A 16,869-nucleotide genomic window follows, 5' to 3' on the forward strand; every position below is an offset into this window, starting at 1 on the left:
AGATAATACCTAATATGAGTACAAACACCCCGATGATGATCAGGGCTAATTCTATCCTTGGTATGGTTTCTAATAATTCTTTCATGGTGCAAATATAGTGAATTTCTCCGAAAGAGGGTGCAGCTCTCCCCTGTTCATGTGTCGCATTCATACCAAAAAGGTGTCGCATTCGTAGGAATGCGACACCTTTTTGGCTGTTTTTTTGATAAAAATTTGTCTTTTTCTTTGGTATTTTATAAAAAAATGGTTATGCTCCATCTGAATCATTTTGTGCTGCATCTGTAGAGTGGAAGTCTCTCCATTCTGTAGGAGAACAGCCTTCTTTTGTCTTGAAGATTCGGTAAAGATGAGTGCGACAAGAGAATCCGCACTCGGCTGAAATGATGTCGTTGCTATAATCTGGACATTCCAACATCATCTTTTTTGCAGCGTTGAGACGTATCTCGCTGAGCCATATTCGGAAGTTAGAGTGCAAGCATTGATCGAAAAACTGGCTCAATTCGTTCTTTGATATACAAAGTGTACGAGAAAGCGTCAACATGTTTACATTACAATCCTTATAGCCCAAATCCATACACCATTGGTCAAGACTGTTTTGGATAAAGTTTCTGCGCTCCTCAGACAATTGCTGTAAAGGTTTTTCCTTTGCCCCCCCCACATCGTTGACTTTCCTCTTCTTTATCCAATAGCTCTTCTGTTGGAATATAACTGCTGCCGAGAGCAATAAACGTAAGATTGAAGAACAACAAGGCAAGCAATACGGCAGGACCTACTATATATAACAAGGTAGTAGAAAAAATGGCAATTGGCATAGCGAGAACTGCGAGCCATAGAATGATTACACTTGCACGCGAATATCTTACGTAAGGCAACAAATCCGTTGCCGCCATTGTCTCCAACATATTTTTACGCCTAATCATCTCCTGAATAATCATGTATATGCAATAGAAAACACTTACGCAAAACAGAGTCAGCATCAGATAAAGTCCTTCTTTGATATACAGGCTATGATGAAGACTGATACCCACGCAAAAGACCACAATGATGGCAGCATAAATACCACTGCACATCAATATCATCTTTCTGAGGTTGGAACGTGTGGCCTCTATGTTGTAGATTCCCATGGAGATAAGCGAAAAACAGGGCGTATAGACGAGAATGTTAACGACAGCCCCAAGACTGTCGTCAGCAGTACGGAATCCGAACCCCATCTGAATGACATATTGTATCGCCAATCCTATTAAGGCGACAACAATCATCCATCGTGAACACTCATACCGCTTGTTCTCCCATCTTACATGCAGATGAGAGAGTGCCACGAAGAAGGCATTGACGAGCATGAATATAAAACATGCAAACTGAAGTAGAAATAATGAATCCATTCTTATCTTATGTTTACTTTCTTGTATTTTTGATTACTTGCTGTAGGATTATCTGGATTAGTCATCTGCAAATATCCTGCTGAAACAAGGGAGGTGATGTAACGCTCTCGGTTCCTGATAAGTAAATACGCTTGCAAAAGTACGAAAATAAATTTAGAAAAAGGTAAAATATTCACAAAACATTTACGAAACATGCAAATAATTGAGTATTTCGCAACATGATTCCTTTCATTGATAATCATAAAATACGAGCGAAAAAGGTTATTTTGGATATTTTTTGAATTACCACTAATACAGAGATGACATAAATATCATTTCATTGACCTGTACAATCAAAAGACAAAATCGGAAATTTATCGTTGTTTTCTGTGTTAATTTATGTTTTCTCATGCTTTCATTTTGGGGTTTCTTGATTTTGTTGTTCCTAATTTGTTTCTTTCGTCATTTTGTTACCTCATTTAGTATTGGTTATCAGCACGTTACGAGCACAATCAGGTATTGTCTCTCCAGTGGGATATCTCCAACATCGATTGTAACAAGATTTATGCAAAAGAAGATTTTGCCGAGAAATAATATAAAAATAGGTCTAGCTACACCGCGCTTTGCGGGGTCGCTAGACCTATCTTCTAATCTATCAAGAACTTATATTCTTATTTTAGTCTTCATCAGCAAACTCATTCAGAGTATATGCACTACTGCCATCAAAACAGTGAGTACATACCTGACACTTTGGAAGACCGATAGCCTCAACAAGCTGCTCGATGGTATTGAACTTCAATGTAGTCAAGCCCAACTGGTTGGCAATCTCATCTACCATCTTCTGATACTCAGGAGAACCGGTGGTAGCGTATTTATCAAGATTCTTGTTGGCATCGCCCTCAAACTTCTCGATGATGCGACGGGTAATCAGCTCCATATCACTCTTTGAAGAAGTGAAGTTGATGAACGGACAACCATATACCAATGGAGGACATGCAATACGCATATGGCACTCCTTCAAGCCTGCCTGGTCGAAAAGCACCTTCACGTTGTCGCGAAGCTGGGTACCACGAACGATACTGTCATCGCAGAACAACACACGCTTGCCCTTGAGCATCGCCTTGTTAGGAATCAGCTTCATCTTGGCTACCAATGAACGCATGCTCTGGTTGCTTGGAGTAAAGCTACGAGGCCATGTAGGAGTATACTTGGCAATACAACGCTGATAAGGCACACCCTTGCCGGCAGCATATCCCATCGCCATACCAGTACCAGAATCAGGAATACCGCTGCAGCAGTCTACCTCAACATCATCACTCTTGGCGAGATTGAAACCGTTGGTAAAACGAGCCTCCTCTACATTCTTGCCCTCATAGGTAGATGTAGGGAAACCATAGTAAACCCAGAGGAAAGAACAAACCTGCATCTTCTTGTTGGCAGGACGAAGCTGCTCCATCTTGTCGGCAGTAATCTTGACGATTTCGCCCGGACCCAGCTCGTATTCTGTTTCATAATCGAGGTTAGGGAATGAGGTGGTCTCGCTGGAAGCAGCATAGGCACCATCCTTCTTACCTATAATTAAAGGTGTACGTCCCCAACTGTCGCGAGCGCAGATGATACCATCCTCGGTAAGAATCATCATGGTACAGGAGCCCTTGATGTGGTGGAATACATTCTCGATACCTTCGCGGAATGTCTTGCCCTGAATAATGAGTAATGCAACCAACTCGGTTGGGTTGGTGCTGCCTGAAGACATCTCTGCAAAGTGCATGTTCTTGTCTAGCAGGTACTGGGTTAGTTCATCCTTGTTTACAATCTTAGCTACAGTACAAATGGCGAAACGGCCAAGATGTGAGTTCATGATTAATGGCTGCGCATCCGTATCGCTGATTACGCCGATACCAGATGTTGCTCCCTCAAACTTGTTGAGTGTAGGCTCAAACTTCGTTCTGAAATAAGAACTTTCGAGGTTGTGAATTGAGCGCACGAAGCCTTTCTCACTACTGTAGGTTGCCAAACCGCCTCGACGTGTGCCGAGATGTGAGTTGTAATCGGTGCCGTAGAACAGGTCTGCGACACAACTTTTCTTGGAAATAGTTCCGAAAATACCTCCCATAAGAGTATAATTCTATGTTATTGTTTGTAATATTGGGTGCAAAGGTAATAAAAAGATGTAAATTATGCAAGAAAAAACAGTCGATTTTCAGAATTTTAATGTATCTTTGCGCTCAACATAAGGTAACTTTGCACATGAATATCAGAATGAACATCATACTGAGCGCGGGTATTATCATAGCCAGATATGGCTATGACCAGATGCCTCCGGTCCTTTGGCTCATTCTCCTGCTGGTCATGACTGGCATGGCTATCATCCTGCGGAAATGGATACTAAGCCAGCACATCCTTTTATATATCTGTATGTTTCTTTTGGGTGGTCTTCTCACTTCCTATCAGGAATATCGGGAACGAAAGCCTGATACCTATTTTACGATAGATGAACTTTCTGAACTGGACCGGTTTCAGATAACAGCGCAAGAACGGAGAGCGGAAACAGAACAGAAGATGAAGGGATTGGGCATTGAGAATGAAGACTTTGGGGTCATTGCTGCAATGGCACTGGGCGACAAGACGGCGCTGGACAAGGACACGAAAGAGGTTTATTCCGTAGCTGGAGCAAGCCATGTATTAGCCGTAAGCGGACTGCATATCAGCATCATCTTCCAGCTGCTCATCATGCTGTTAGGTGGCAATCGCCGCCATATCTTCATCATTTTTTCTGCCCTTCTAGCCATCTGGATGTATGTTCTGTTCATTGGCATGCCTGCGAGTGCCGTCCGCTCTGCCACCATGCTGAGTGTTTATGGATTTGTAATGATGACCCGGCGAAAAGGAGAGTCGCTCCATTTGCTCTCCACCGCTTTAACCTTCATGCTATTGTGGAATCCACTTTATCTCTTCGACCTCAGTTTCCAGATGTCGTTTGCGGCAGTTGGTTCCATCATCGTGTTTATGCCGTTGCTCAGTTCTCTTTACCATCCTGCTCATCGCCTATCACAATGGATATGGAGTATGCTTTGCGTATCGGCAGCTGCCCAGATAGGAACTCTTCCGCTCATCACTTATTACTTCGGGCGCATCTCGTGCTATTCCCTTCTTACCACATTCATTGCGATTCCTGCCGCCACGGGCATTCTTTACCTCTGTTGCATGCTGATGTTGCTGAGTCCCTTCCTGCTTCTGTCGCCGACAGTCGCTCCCGCCTCCTGGCTGACAAGCTGGATTGCCAAGGCATTGGTATCCATCACTCATTTTGCCAATACCGCCTTCCATCTCATCTCCTTGGCTCCCGGTGCCAGCATTGATGGAATCCACCTTCCCCTCCCTGCCCTATTCTGCATCTATGCCGTCATAGGGTTAGTGTATGCCGGATGGGTAAGAATAAAAAGGATAAGAAACAAAATGGCGAGAAGTCAGGAAGACTTCTCGCCGAAGAATGCATTATTTATGAATCATAGATAATGCTCAAAAAAATAGGGTTGTCGGGAGAAAACACTGAAGGCATCTCCCAATCATTTTCATTCATTAATCCAACTTCAAGCTCTTCTTGATAGCCTCAATCTTATCCATTGCAGCAGCTGTGCAGCGGTTGTAGCAGCCAGCGCACTTGAATGAAGGATCCTTTACCTCAATATAGAACTTGATCTTAGGCTCTGTACCTGATGGACGGACACTTACCTTGGTGTTGTCATCGCAGAACCACTGGAGTACGTTGCTTGTAGCAGGCATATCGAGCTTCTCTACGCTGCCGTCGGCATGCTTCACCTCCAGGCTCTGGTAGTCCTTCCAGGTTACCACCTTGCTGCCACCCAACTCCTGTGGAGGGTTGGCACGGAAGTCTGCCATCATCTGCTTAATCTCGTCAGCACCAGTCTTACCTGGGCGAACCACATTTACAGTGAACTCCTTGCTGAAGCCATACTCTGCATAAATCTGCATCAGGAGGTCGTAGAGAGTCTTGCCCTGATCCTTAGCCCATGCTGCAATCTCGCAGATGAGGCAGATAGAAGCAGGAGCATCCTTATCGCGTACCTTATCGTATGGCAAGAAGCCGAAGCTCTCCTCACCACCACCGATGTACTGCTGCTTGCCCTCAGAGATAGCAATCTCGCGTGCAATCCACTTGAAACCAGTGTAGCAGTCGCGCAACTCTACGTTGTTCTTCTTGGCAATCTCAGCGATAACTTCTGTTGTTACGATGGTCTTTACGAGGAAGTCTGTTGGCTTCAACTTACCCAACTTCTTCTTGTTCTCGATGATGTAGTAGCAGAACATCATGGCTGTCTGGTTACCATTGATGATCATCCACTCACCCTTGTCATCACGGCAAACGATAGCCAGGCGGTCAGCATCTGGGTCAGTAGCTACCACGAGGTCAGCGTTCAACTTAGTACCGAGCTTCATACCGAGGGTCATAGCCTCTGCATTCTCTGGGTTAGGAGAAACCACTGTTGGGAAGTTACCATCTACTACCATCTGCTCAGGAACTACATTGATGTTCTGGAAGCCCCAAGAACGCAGACAGAGAGGAACGATGACACGACCTGTACCGTGCATAGCTGAATAAACGATGTTGAGGTCTTTCTGACGGTTGATGACATCCTGGTCAATCATAGCAGAATGAACGGCTGTCATGTAGTCGTAATCCATCTCACCACCGATAATCTTGATCTTATCCCAGTTAGCCTCGAACTTCACCTGGTCGATAGTAACCTTGTTCACCTCCTCGATGATACCAGTATCGTGTGGAGCCAGAACCTGAGCGCCATCGCTCCAGTAAGCCTTGTAACCGTTGTACTCCTTAGGGTTGTGAGAAGCAGTAACGTTGACACCAGCCTTGGCACCGAGCTCGCGGATAGCGAAGGAAATCTCTGGTGTAGGACGGAGGCTCTCGAAGAGATAAGCCTTGATGCCATTGGCAGAGAAGATGGCAGCTACGGTTTCAGCGAAGAGACGGGAGTTGTTACGGCAGTCGTGACCTACCACTACAGAAAGGTTCTCCTCACCTGGGAAAGCCTTGAGGATGTAGTTAGCAAAGCCCTGGGTAGCCATACCAACGATATACTTGTTCATACGGTTGGTACCTGCGCCCATGATACCGCGCAAACCACCAGTACCGAACTCCAAGTTCTGATAGAATGCATCAACGAGAGCAGACTTATCCTCTGCGTCGAGCATTGCCTTTACTTCTTTACGAGTTTCTTCGTCAAAAGCAGGTGTGAGCCACTGCTGTGCTCTTTCTTCACACTGCTTGATTAATTCTGCGTTATTAGCCATAGTTTGATTCTATTTTGTTATTAATAATGTTCATATAGAGGGTTGTGCCCGAAAACGGCACAATATATCTCTTTTTGCGTACAAAGTTATATAAAAATTTTGATAAACCAAGCAAGATTGAAGTTTTTTTTGTATTTTTGCACATTGAAAAAGAAATGAAATAAAAAGTTAGGTATATGGAATTATATTATACGGGCGTCATCATCGCCATTTCCACCTTTTTAATAATAGGTATCTTTCACCCTATTGTTATCAAGACAGAATATCATACCGGCACCCGATTCTGGTGGGTGTTTCTCGTGACGGGTATCATCTGCGTAGGAGCAGCCTTTCTGGTTGCCAATGTCCTCGGCTCTGCTCTTCTGGGCGTAGTAGGAGCTTCGTGTCTCTGGAGCATCGGTGAACTCTTTGAACAAAAGGAAAGATGCGAGAAGGGATGGTTCCCGAAGAACCCGAAACTGGAAAAGAAAGGATACTATAGGGACGAAGTGAAGTGTGAAGAGTGAAGAATTCAAGTGTATAGGAAGAAAAATTCAACGAAATGAAGACAGAACTCATTCTGGTCGGAAAGACCGTAAACAAGCATTTCATTGCGGGCATCAAGGATTATGCCGAGCGCATCACCCACTACATGCCGTTCAATATAACCACGATTCCTGAGCTCAAGAATACCAAGAGCCTCAGCGAACAGCAGCAGAAGGAACGGGGGGGAGAACTGATTCTGAAACTCCTCCAGCCTTCAGATACCGTGGTTCTGATGGATGAACATGGACAGGAATTCCGAAGCATCGAGTTTGCCAAATGGATAGAGCGCAAGCAGGCTACGGCTAGAAGGCTTGTGTTTATCATCGGAGGTCCTTACGGATTCTCGCAAGCAGTATATGACCGCGCCAACGAGAAGATCTCGCTTTCCAAGATGACCTTCTCGCATCAGATGGTACGCCTTATCTTTACCGAGGCACTCTATCGCGCATGTACTATTATAAAAGGTGAGCCTTATCATCACGAGTAAAAGAGGATTACTAATCATAAAGTTCAAAGCTCAAAGTTCAAAGTTCAATGTCAAAAGAGAAATATATAGAGATTAAAGGGGCGAGAGCCAACAACCTGAAGAATATCGACGTGAAGATACCGCAGGGCAAGTTTGTTGCCATTACGGGGGTCTCCGGGTCGGGAAAGTCTTCTTTGGCTTTTGATACCTTATATGCAGAAGGTCAGCGACGCTATGTGGAGTCGCTGTCTTCGTATGCCCGCCAGTTTCTGGGCAGAATGAGTAAACCGGAATGCGATTTCATCAAGGGATTGCCACCTGCCATCGCCATCGAACAGAAGGTGATTTCACGCAATCCCCGTTCTACCGTGGGAACGAATACGGAGATTTACGAATATCTCCGACTGCTCTATGCCCGCATCGGCAAGACCTATTCGCCTATCAGCGGACAGGAAGTGAAGCGCCATACCACAGAGGATGTCTTAGCCTGTACCCGTCAGTATTCGAAGGGTACCAAGTATGTCATCCTTGCACCTATCCATGTCATCGAAGGCAGAAGCCTCAGCAAGCAGCTGGAGATGTACATGCAGGAAGGCTATGCCCGCATCATGGAGAAGAATGAGTTTATACGCATCGAAGACTTCCTGGAATCTGCAGACAAGGAACTGCTGGAAGCCAGCGGAGATGACCTCAAGAAAATCATAGAACAACAGGGGAAAGAGATTTATCTCGTCATCGACCGTGCGTCGGTAAGTGATGAGAAGGACGACATCAGCCGTCTCTTCGATTCTGCCGAGACAGCCTTCTATGAAGGAGACGGTGCCTGCCGAATTGTCTTCCTGCCTAGCAATATCAGCTACGATTTCTCTACCCGTTTCGAGGCAGACGGCATCACCTTTGAAGAACCGACAGACAACATGTTTGCCTTCAACTCTCCACTGGGCGCCTGCCCTACCTGCGAGGGATTCGGAAGCGTGATAGGCATCGATGAGAAACTCGTGATTCCCAACACCTCGCTCAGTCTTTACGATGGCTGCGTGGTTTGCTGGCGTGGAGAGAAGATGGGCATGTGGCTCAAAGAGTTTATCCGCCGTGCAGAACCATTCCACTTCCCTATCTTCAAGCCATACTATGAGTTGACCCAGAAGGAGAAAGACTGGCTCTGGCATGGTCTGCCTACAGAGAAAGACCGGGATCCGCACGACCGTGTGAGCATCGATGAATTCTTCAGAATGGTGAAGGAGAACCAGTACAAGATACAATACCGTGTGATGCTGAGCCGATTCCGCGGAAAGACCATCTGTCCGGACTGCCACGGAACCCGACTCAAGAAGGAAGCCAACTATGTAAAAATAGGTGGCAAGAGCATTACGGAACTGGTAGACATGTCGGTTACCAATCTGAGTGCATGGTTCAAGAAGCTGGAGTTGACCGATCACGAGAAAGAGATCAGCAAGCGACTACTCACAGAGATAACCCATCGTCTGCAATTCCTTCTGGATGTGGGACTTGGGTATCTTACACTCAACCGTCTCTCCAACAGTCTTTCTGGCGGTGAGAGCCAGCGCATCAACCTGACCACCAATCTCGGTTCATCGCTTGTAGGCAGTGTCTACATCCTCGATGAGCCAAGTATCGGTCTGCACAGCCGTGATACCGACCGCCTCATCAAGGTTTTGAGAGAACTGCAGGAACTGGGCAATACGGTAGTGGTAGTAGAGCACGATGAAGAAATCATGCGAGCTGCCGACTATTTGATAGATATCGGTCCGGATGCAGGACGCCTTGGCGGAAGAATGGTCTATTCCGGACCTGCATCAGAATATTCCGTAACCGACCAGAAAGAACAGGAAAAGCTTCTGGCGAAATATCCGGAGAGTTATACCATCAAATATCTCACCCATGCCGAGAAGATAGAACGTCCAACCAGTCATCGTGCCTGGAACATGGCGTTGGAAATCAAGGGAGCACGCATGAACAACCTGCGTGGCATCGACGTAAAGATTCCGCTCAACGTGTTCACCGTAGTAACCGGAGTATCCGGTTCAGGAAAGAGTTCACTCATCAAGGGCATCCTCTACCCTGCCATGCGCCGCAAGCTGGATCTGGTAGCCGATGCACCAGGCGAATATACCTCGATAGAAGGCGACCTGAATGCCATCAACCACGTAGAATTCGTAGACCAGAACCCTATCGGCAAGAGTACGCGAAGCAATCCTGCCACCTACCTGAAGGCATACGATGCCATCCGTACGCTCTTTGCCAACCAGCCACTTGCCAAGCAGATGGGTTTCACCGCACAATACTTCTCCTTCAATACTGAGGGAGGACGATGCGAGGAATGTAAGGGAGCGGGCTATGTAACCATCGAAATGCAGTTTATGGCTGACCTTACCCTGACCTGCGAAGCCTGCAAGGGCAAACGGTTCAAGCACGACATCCTGGAAGTGAGATACGGAGGAAAGGACGTGAACGACGTACTCAACATGACCGTAAACGAGGCTATCGAGTTCTTCAGCAACGAGAAGCTGCAGCACAATGAAGAAGACTTTGCAACCTGCCGCATCATCGTGAGCCGCCTGAAGCCATTACAGGAAGTAGGACTCGGCTATATCAAGTTGGGACAGAACTCCAGTACCCTCTCCGGTGGTGAAAACCAGCGTGTAAAGCTGGCATATTTCATCGGCAAGGAAGAACAGTCGCCAACGCTTTTCATCTTCGATGAGCCAACCACGGGACTTCACTTCCACGACATCAAGCGACTGCTCCATGCCTTTGATGCCCTGATAGAAAGAGGACATTCGCTGGTAGTCATCGAGCACAACCTCGATGTCATCAAGTGTGCCGACTACATCATCGACCTGGGACCGGAAGGCGGAGATAAGGGCGGCAGTCTGGTTGTGGCAGGAACACCGGAAGAAGTGGTGGCCTGCCCAGAGAGTCTGACTGGCAAATTCCTGCAGAAATATCTATAGGTAATGAAGCAAAAGACAGGCAAGCGAAGTAACTATTAATATAAATAATGTAAAAAATTAACGTTATACTAAACTTTATGTGTACTTTTGCATCGAATTATATAAAAAAGAAAAGAAATAATAATAAAATAAGAAAGGAAATGAAAATGAAAAGAATCATATTGGCATTGACTATGCTTGTAGCTATCACAGCCACAGCCTCTGCCCAAGCAGAGATAAAGTTTGAAAAGCTCGTTCATAACTTCGGAACCTTCGAAGAGAGCAACCCTGTGCAGAAAGCAACATTTACTTTCACCAACGTGGGCGACAAGCCTCTTATCATCAACCAGGCTATTGCTAGTTGTGGATGTACAGTACCTTCATATACCAAGAAGCCTATTGCTCCAGGTCAGAAGGGACAGATCAGTGTGACTTATAATGGCAAGGGCATGTTCCCTGGACATTTCAAAAAGAGCATCACTGTTCGTACCAATGGCAATGTAGAAATGTCACGCATCTATATCGAAGGCGTGATGTCTGAAAAGAAATAATCATGATATTCTATTTTTCAGGAACAGGAAATACAAAGTGGGCGGCTTCCAAACTGGCGGCTGCCACACATGACAGCTTGATATCCATCGCTCCTTATATGAGAGCCGATGATACCAAGCATGATATGGCCGAGCCGTTTACCCTCCAGGAGGATGAACGGCTTGGTTTCGTTTTTCCGGTACATGGCTGGAGAGTACCGAGACTGGTGAGAGAGTTTATCGCAAACCTCAAGATTCAGAGAGCTGAAAACACAGAAGATGGAAAGAAAGAAGAGACAAGACGTCCTTTCGTCTACTGCGTATGCACTGCTGGTGACAGCATCGGACTCACCATCGAGAACCTCAATGAGGTCATCTCATCCAATCCTTCTCTTGCAGCTCTGGGCATTACAGCCGTAGATTCGTCCTACTCCCTGATTATGCCGGAATCATACGTGGGACTTCCTTTTATGGATGTAGATCCAAAGGAGCGTGAAATCCGGAAGAAGGAAGAGGCTGCACAGGAACTGGCGGTGGTATGCGAGGAAATATTCAATCGCAAGCAGGGCGTAAACAGGCTCGTAAAAGGTTCTATTCCCTGGTTCTTCACAAAGGTAGTAGGAGGATTCTTTGAGAAAATGCTCATCACCGACAAGCGGTTTCATGTTGAGAAAGACCGCTGCGTGAAGTGTGGCATCTGTGCCAACGTCTGTCCGGTAGGTGATATCAAGGGCGGTCATGGCGCTTACCCGGAATGGCTGCATCACAAGGATTGCCTCACCTGCTTCACATGCTACCACCATTGTCCGCATCATGCCATTGAGTTTGGAAAACAAACCAGGAAGAAGGGACAGTATTTCTTTAAGTAGAGAACTGTATTCCATGATAGAACGGAGAGTATTTCATTTAATAATAACCCATCCTAAACAGCTTAACTATATGAAGAAAATCTTACTAAGCCTGGCATTTTCATGGATGGCAGCAAGTTCTTTGTTTGCTGCCAAAGCAAAGCCTGGCGTATGTCGACTGATGATGACTGACGGAAGCTACGTTTCTGCTACCCTCAAGGGAGATGAAAACTTCCATTACTATACCCTCCTGGACGGTACTCCCTTACAGAAGATGACCAACGGGACATACGAGATATCATCAACCCAGGCATTGCAAGCTAGATTACAGGCTAGCATGGCACGCAAAACGAGAGCCTGCAGTATCGGAAACCAGCAGTATTTTCCACATCTCGGAACTCCAAAAGCACTGGTTATCCTGGTAGAATTTCAAGACGTTAAATTCAAGAGCACCTCGCCGGCAGCCACCTTCAACCATTATCTCAACGCAGAAGTGGGAGAAGCAGCACCAGTTGCCGATGCCAAGGTTTTCTCGACAAAGGAAGAAACAACCAACTACGGTTCGGTAAGAGAATACTTCAAGCACTGCAGCCTGGGCAAGTTTGTTCCACAATTTGATGTGGTGGGACCGGTTACACTCAGTCAGAACTCTGCCTATTATGGAAAGAACAGAAGCGAAGACGACATTGACATTCATTGCGACCAGATGCTGGGTGAAGCCTGCAGCTTGGTTGACGATCAGGTGGATTTCTCCCAATACGATGCAGATGGCGATGGCTGTGTAGACCTGGTTTACGTCATCTATGCCGGTTATTCGGAAAGTATCAGCGGCAATTCAGATGACTGCCTCTGGCCAAAATCAGGAGCTACCCTATTCTACCGATACGACCAGAATGGAAATCTGGCAGGCAACCTGGAGTGTGACGGAATGAGTTTCTCCCGCTATGGCATCAACAACGAACTGAACGGTACCCCGAAGGATACCCAAGACGGCAAGTATCTGCTGAATGGCATCGGCCTCTTCTGTCATGAATTCTCACATACCATGGGCCTGCCGGATCATTATCCGGTATCCGGCTCATCAACCTATGCAGACAATCAGAGTCCGGAATACTGGGACCTGATGGATGCAGGAGAATATACCCAAGACGGCTATCGCCCTACTCCATATACTCCATGGGAAAAGATGATGATGGGTTGGATAGATCCTATCACTCTATCTTCAACCCAGGCAGAACAGCTGACGCTGGAACCATACGATATGGCATCGAAAGCCTATAAGATTATGGCAGATGTTGACGACAGCAACTTTTTCATCAACGAGAACTACTCTGCCGGCACCATCAGCGAGGCAACCAGACAGAACCTCAAGAAGAGAGCACAGGGAGAATTCCTGCTGCTGCAGAATATCAGAAACGAAGGCTGGTATAAGAGCCTGCCGGGATATGGATTGCTGGTTTGGCGCATAGATTATGCTGACAAGGATTACGTATCACTCTACGATTATCCCAACGATATCAAGGGAATATCCAGAGTGATGGTAGTACCGGCAGACGGTCTCGTCATCAACCAGATGAACTGTGGAGACAACAACACATATACCTGGAGCGATTATGACACCAGCAACCAAAACGACCCATTCCCAGCTTATGGAATCGGTAAGGATGGCAGCGATGTGAACAGTCTGACCGAGGTGAAATTCAACTGGAGTACCCTTACCTCCCGTCCTCTCTACAACATCAAGAAGGATGAAGCTACGGGTATGGTTACCTTTGATTACCTCAAGGACTTCGCTTCTACAGGCATCAGCAAGACAATCATCAACATTACCGACAAGCGACCTACAGAATACTACGATATGGAAGGCCGTAAGGTGAAGAATCCTATCAAGGGACATCTCTATATCACCAACAAGGGATATAAGATGATATTCTAGAGAAAACAGAAATATACATATAAAATAAGGAGGATGTGACTTTTCATCATCACATCCTCCTTTTTTCATATTAGAGATATTCTTAAGTCTGATAAACTCAAAGACACTATAATCAATAGATTCTAGGGCCAAAGATGGTAGTACCCACACGCACCATATTACTACCGTGCTTTACGGCAATCCGGTAATCGTGACTCATACCCCAACTTCTTTCACAGAAAGCATCATCATCGGCAAAATACTTCTCCTTCACTTCCTTGAAGAAAGCATAGGCAGCATCAAACTCCTGAGCTATCTGCTGCTCATCATCCGTATTGGATGCCATCATCATGATACCGCAAATCTGCACATGCTCCATCGTTCTCCATTCGCCCGCCTCCAGGAGTTCACGGCAATCATCAAACGAGAAGCCCGACTTGGTTTCTTCCTCTGCAATATGCAATTCCAGAAGAACCTTCACCACACGGTCGTGCTTGGCAGCCTGCTTGTTGATTTCCTTCAGGAGTTTCAGGCTATCCACCGATTCTATCATAGAGATATACGGAGCGATATACTTCACCTTATTGGTCTGAAGATGACCGATGAAATGCCACTCGATATCCTTAGGCAAGGACTCTACCTTCCTGGCAAGTTCCTGTTCATGGCTTTCACCAAAGATACGTTGCCCCTCAGCGTATGCAGCTTCAATATATTCGTTGGGATGAAACTTACTGATGGCTACAAGATTGACTCCCGCAGGCAAGTTGCCCAACACTTCCCGAAGATTTCCTTTTACATCATACATAGTTCAATTAATAATTAAGAATTTATAATTAATAATGATTCCTTAGCCATTTGCTTTTGCTGGAAGTATGACATAAGGTATACCTAATTACTCAGCTGGTGTTCTGCATTGCCTTGCTCGTACTCAGGCACATCGTTCTTCTCCTCCTTATTAGGAGCCTGATGCTCGAATACATCCATCAGGTTGGTCTCGTTAAGGCCAATTGTGTCATAGTCGATCATGGTCTTACCCATTTCCTCGTCAACATAACGGAGTGCACGGGCCAGAGACTTAGCCTGAACGAGATAGTTTACAGTAGAACGCTTCTCCTTCTCAGTCTTCTCGTCAATGGTGATAAACTGCAATTTAGCCTTATACCACTTGTCATCATCATCTACATCGCTGAAGAAAACCTCATGGTAGGCAGCCTTTGCAATACCGCTAACCTGAAATTCTCCGCTGACATAAACAGACATTTCATCGGTGATAGCGCTCTCAGCCTCTGTAAAGCTCAAGGCATCTACGAGATAATTCTCTGTAACCACCTTCTCAGAACCATCCTCCATTGTTTTCTGATATCTCACTTTGGTTGAAAACCAAGTAACATTTGATCTACTTCTCATTTTTTACCTTTTTTATTTTAAATATTTAGTTTTATAATCATTTATTTGAGGATAGGACGAACAAGCCGCTCTACCCAGTTTTGTAATTCTAAATCACTGTTTGGAGATGCAAAGTTATAAAAAAGAATGCAGAAAAGCAACAGAAACACAAGATTTTTATTAAAATATAAAATTAAATTAAAATCTTTTCCGTATTTTCAGCTAATTTTCTTAACTTTGCACGCGATTAGCGAGAAGTGGGCTCTTTTTAATGGCCGTAAATTATCTTCTCGACTTGGATAATTAATAGAAAGAAAGAAAAAGATGCCAGAAATATCTGTACGCGGTCTTGAGATGCCAGAGTCACCAATCAGAAAGTTGGCTCCTTTGGCTGCCGCAGCAAAGAAACGTGGAGTAAAGGTATATCACCTCAACATCGGTCAGCCAGACCTGCCTACTCCTCAGTGTGGTCTCGATGCCTTGAAGCATATTGACCGCACCATCCTGGAGTATTCTCCAAGCCAGGGCTATCTCAGTTATCGTGAGAAGCTAGTAGACTATTACAAGAAATTCAATATCAACGTAACTGCCGATGATATCATTATCACATCGGGAGGTTCCGAGGCTGTACTCTTCTCTTTTATGAGTTGCTTGAACCCAGGAGATGAGATTATTGTACCAGAACCTGCTTACGCCAACTATATGGCTTTCGCCATTTCTGCAGGTGCCAAGATCCGTACCATCGCTACCACCATCGAGGAAGGTTTCTCATTGCCTAAGGTAGAGAAGTTTGAGGAGCTGATCAATGAGCGCACACGTGCCATCCTGATCTGCAACCCTAACAACCCAACAGGTTATCTCTATACTCGCCGTGAGATGAACCAGATTCGTGACTTGGTGAAGAAGTACGATCTCTATCTCTTCTCTGATGAGGTTTACCGTGAGTATATCTATACGGGTAGCCCTTATATCAGTGCGATGCACCTGGAAGGTATTGAACAGAACACAGTGCTTATCGACTCTGTATCCAAGCGATACAGCGAGTGTGGTATCCGTGTGGGTGCCCTGATTACCAAGAATGCAGAAATCCGCAAGGCTGTGATGAAGTTCTGTCAGGCTCGTCTTTCTCCTCCACTGATTGGTCAGATAGTAGCCGAGGCTTCTCTCGATGCACCTGAAGAGTACTACCGTGACGTATATGATGAGTACGTAGAGCGCCGTAAATGCCTGATTGACGGACTCAACCGTATTCCTGGCGTATACTCTCCTATTCCTATGGGTGCCTTCTATACCGTAGCCAAATTGCCTATCGATGATTCGGATAAGTTCTGCCGCTGGTGCCTGGAAGAATTCGAATATGAGGGCGAAACCGTGATGATGGCTCCAGCTTCTGGTTTCTATACCACTCCAGGGGCAGGTCGTAATCAGGTACGTATGGCTTACGTTTTGAAGAAGGATGACCTGAACCGTGCATTGACAGTTCTTGGCAAGGCACTGGAAGCCTATCCGGGAAGAGTGGAGGATGAAGGACTGTAAGGAAGTGAAGAACG

General features: G+C 45.7%; 14 protein-coding genes. 8 read left to right on the forward strand and 6 right to left on the reverse strand.

Annotated elements, in window-relative coordinates; translation table 11 throughout:
* Nucleotides 1–247 precede the first annotated feature (247 nt).
* The 3 genes from F7D73_RS02355 to F7D73_RS02370 all read right to left on the reverse strand — a co-directional run bounded on the left by F7D73_RS02355 (nucleotide 248) and on the right by F7D73_RS02370 (nucleotide 3,477).
* On the reverse strand, nucleotides 248–574 hold the full coding sequence (locus tag F7D73_RS02355; RefSeq protein ID WP_194256822.1) for a helix-turn-helix domain-containing protein: 327 nt from the start codon (nucleotides 572–574) through the stop codon (nucleotides 248–250).
* Nucleotides 575–617: 43 nt separating this feature from the next.
* Nucleotides 618–1,382, reverse strand: a complete 765-nt coding sequence (locus F7D73_RS02360) for a hypothetical protein (RefSeq protein ID WP_153122109.1) — start codon at nucleotides 1,380–1,382, stop codon at nucleotides 618–620.
* Between the two features lie 655 nt (nucleotides 1,383–2,037).
* The gene (locus F7D73_RS02370) at nucleotides 2,038–3,477 is read right to left on the reverse strand and encodes an amidophosphoribosyltransferase (protein WP_153122111.1); all 1,440 of its coding nucleotides are present in this window, start codon (nucleotides 3,475–3,477) and stop codon (nucleotides 2,038–2,040) included.
* Nucleotides 3,478–3,611: 134 nt separating this feature from the next.
* Between F7D73_RS02370 and F7D73_RS02375 the strand changes: the two genes are divergently transcribed.
* A complete protein-coding gene (locus F7D73_RS02375) occupies nucleotides 3,612–4,880 on the forward strand; it encodes a ComEC/Rec2 family competence protein (RefSeq protein WP_194256823.1) in 1,269 nt (422 codons plus the stop codon).
* Between the two features lie 63 nt (nucleotides 4,881–4,943).
* On the opposite strand, the gene F7D73_RS02380 is transcribed toward F7D73_RS02375, so the two are convergent.
* Nucleotides 4,944–6,695 (reverse strand): phospho-sugar mutase, encoded by a 1,752-nt coding sequence (locus tag F7D73_RS02380; RefSeq protein WP_022120938.1) that lies wholly within the window; start codon nucleotides 6,693–6,695, stop codon nucleotides 4,944–4,946.
* A 176-nt stretch (nucleotides 6,696–6,871) separates the two neighbouring features.
* Between F7D73_RS02380 and F7D73_RS02385 the strand changes: the two genes are divergently transcribed.
* The 6 genes from F7D73_RS02385 to F7D73_RS02410 all read left to right on the forward strand — a co-directional run bounded on the left by F7D73_RS02385 (nucleotide 6,872) and on the right by F7D73_RS02410 (nucleotide 13,954).
* Nucleotides 6,872–7,201 carry a DUF4491 family protein gene (locus F7D73_RS02385; RefSeq protein ID WP_153122113.1) on the forward strand — a complete coding sequence of 110 codons (330 nt, stop codon included), beginning with the start codon at nucleotides 6,872–6,874 and terminating at the stop codon, nucleotides 7,199–7,201.
* A 35-nt stretch (nucleotides 7,202–7,236) separates the two neighbouring features.
* A complete protein-coding gene (gene rlmH / locus F7D73_RS02390; RefSeq protein WP_153122114.1) occupies nucleotides 7,237–7,707 on the forward strand; it encodes a 23S rRNA (pseudouridine(1915)-N(3))-methyltransferase RlmH in 471 nt (156 codons plus the stop codon).
* A 47-nt stretch (nucleotides 7,708–7,754) separates the two neighbouring features.
* Nucleotides 7,755–10,661 (forward strand): excinuclease ABC subunit UvrA, encoded by a 2,907-nt coding sequence (uvrA, locus tag F7D73_RS02395; RefSeq protein WP_153122115.1) that lies wholly within the window; start codon nucleotides 7,755–7,757, stop codon nucleotides 10,659–10,661.
* Between the two features lie 146 nt (nucleotides 10,662–10,807).
* Nucleotides 10,808–11,191, forward strand: a complete 384-nt coding sequence (locus F7D73_RS02400) for a DUF1573 domain-containing protein (RefSeq protein ID WP_153122116.1) — start codon at nucleotides 10,808–10,810, stop codon at nucleotides 11,189–11,191.
* Between the two features lie 2 nt (nucleotides 11,192–11,193).
* Nucleotides 11,194–12,039, forward strand: coding sequence for an EFR1 family ferrodoxin (locus F7D73_RS02405; RefSeq protein WP_153122117.1), 846 nt, complete (start codon nucleotides 11,194–11,196; stop codon nucleotides 12,037–12,039).
* A gap of 70 nt (nucleotides 12,040–12,109) precedes the next feature.
* Complete coding sequence (locus tag F7D73_RS02410) at nucleotides 12,110–13,954, forward strand: M6 family metalloprotease domain-containing protein (protein WP_194256824.1); 1,845 nt, start codon at nucleotides 12,110–12,112, stop codon at nucleotides 13,952–13,954.
* A 112-nt stretch (nucleotides 13,955–14,066) separates the two neighbouring features.
* Here the strand turns inward: F7D73_RS02410 and F7D73_RS02415 are convergent, their stop codons facing one another.
* Together F7D73_RS02415 and F7D73_RS02420 are read right to left on the reverse strand one after the other, a co-directional pair.
* On the reverse strand, nucleotides 14,067–14,738 hold the full coding sequence (locus tag F7D73_RS02415; protein ID WP_153122119.1) for a YggS family pyridoxal phosphate-dependent enzyme: 672 nt from the start codon (nucleotides 14,736–14,738) through the stop codon (nucleotides 14,067–14,069).
* A gap of 83 nt (nucleotides 14,739–14,821) precedes the next feature.
* Nucleotides 14,822–15,340 carry a DUF4494 domain-containing protein gene (locus tag F7D73_RS02420; protein WP_153122120.1) on the reverse strand — a complete coding sequence of 173 codons (519 nt, stop codon included), beginning with the start codon at nucleotides 15,338–15,340 and terminating at the stop codon, nucleotides 14,822–14,824.
* Between the two features lie 303 nt (nucleotides 15,341–15,643).
* Between F7D73_RS02420 and F7D73_RS02425 the strand changes: the two genes are divergently transcribed.
* Nucleotides 15,644–16,855 (forward strand): pyridoxal phosphate-dependent aminotransferase, encoded by a 1,212-nt coding sequence (locus F7D73_RS02425; protein WP_153122121.1) that lies wholly within the window; start codon nucleotides 15,644–15,646, stop codon nucleotides 16,853–16,855.
* Nucleotides 16,856–16,869: the final 14 nt, after the last annotated feature.

The sequence above is a fragment of the Segatella copri genome (genome assembly GCF_009494395.1).
Classification (GTDB): domain Bacteria; phylum Bacteroidota; class Bacteroidia; order Bacteroidales; family Bacteroidaceae; genus Prevotella.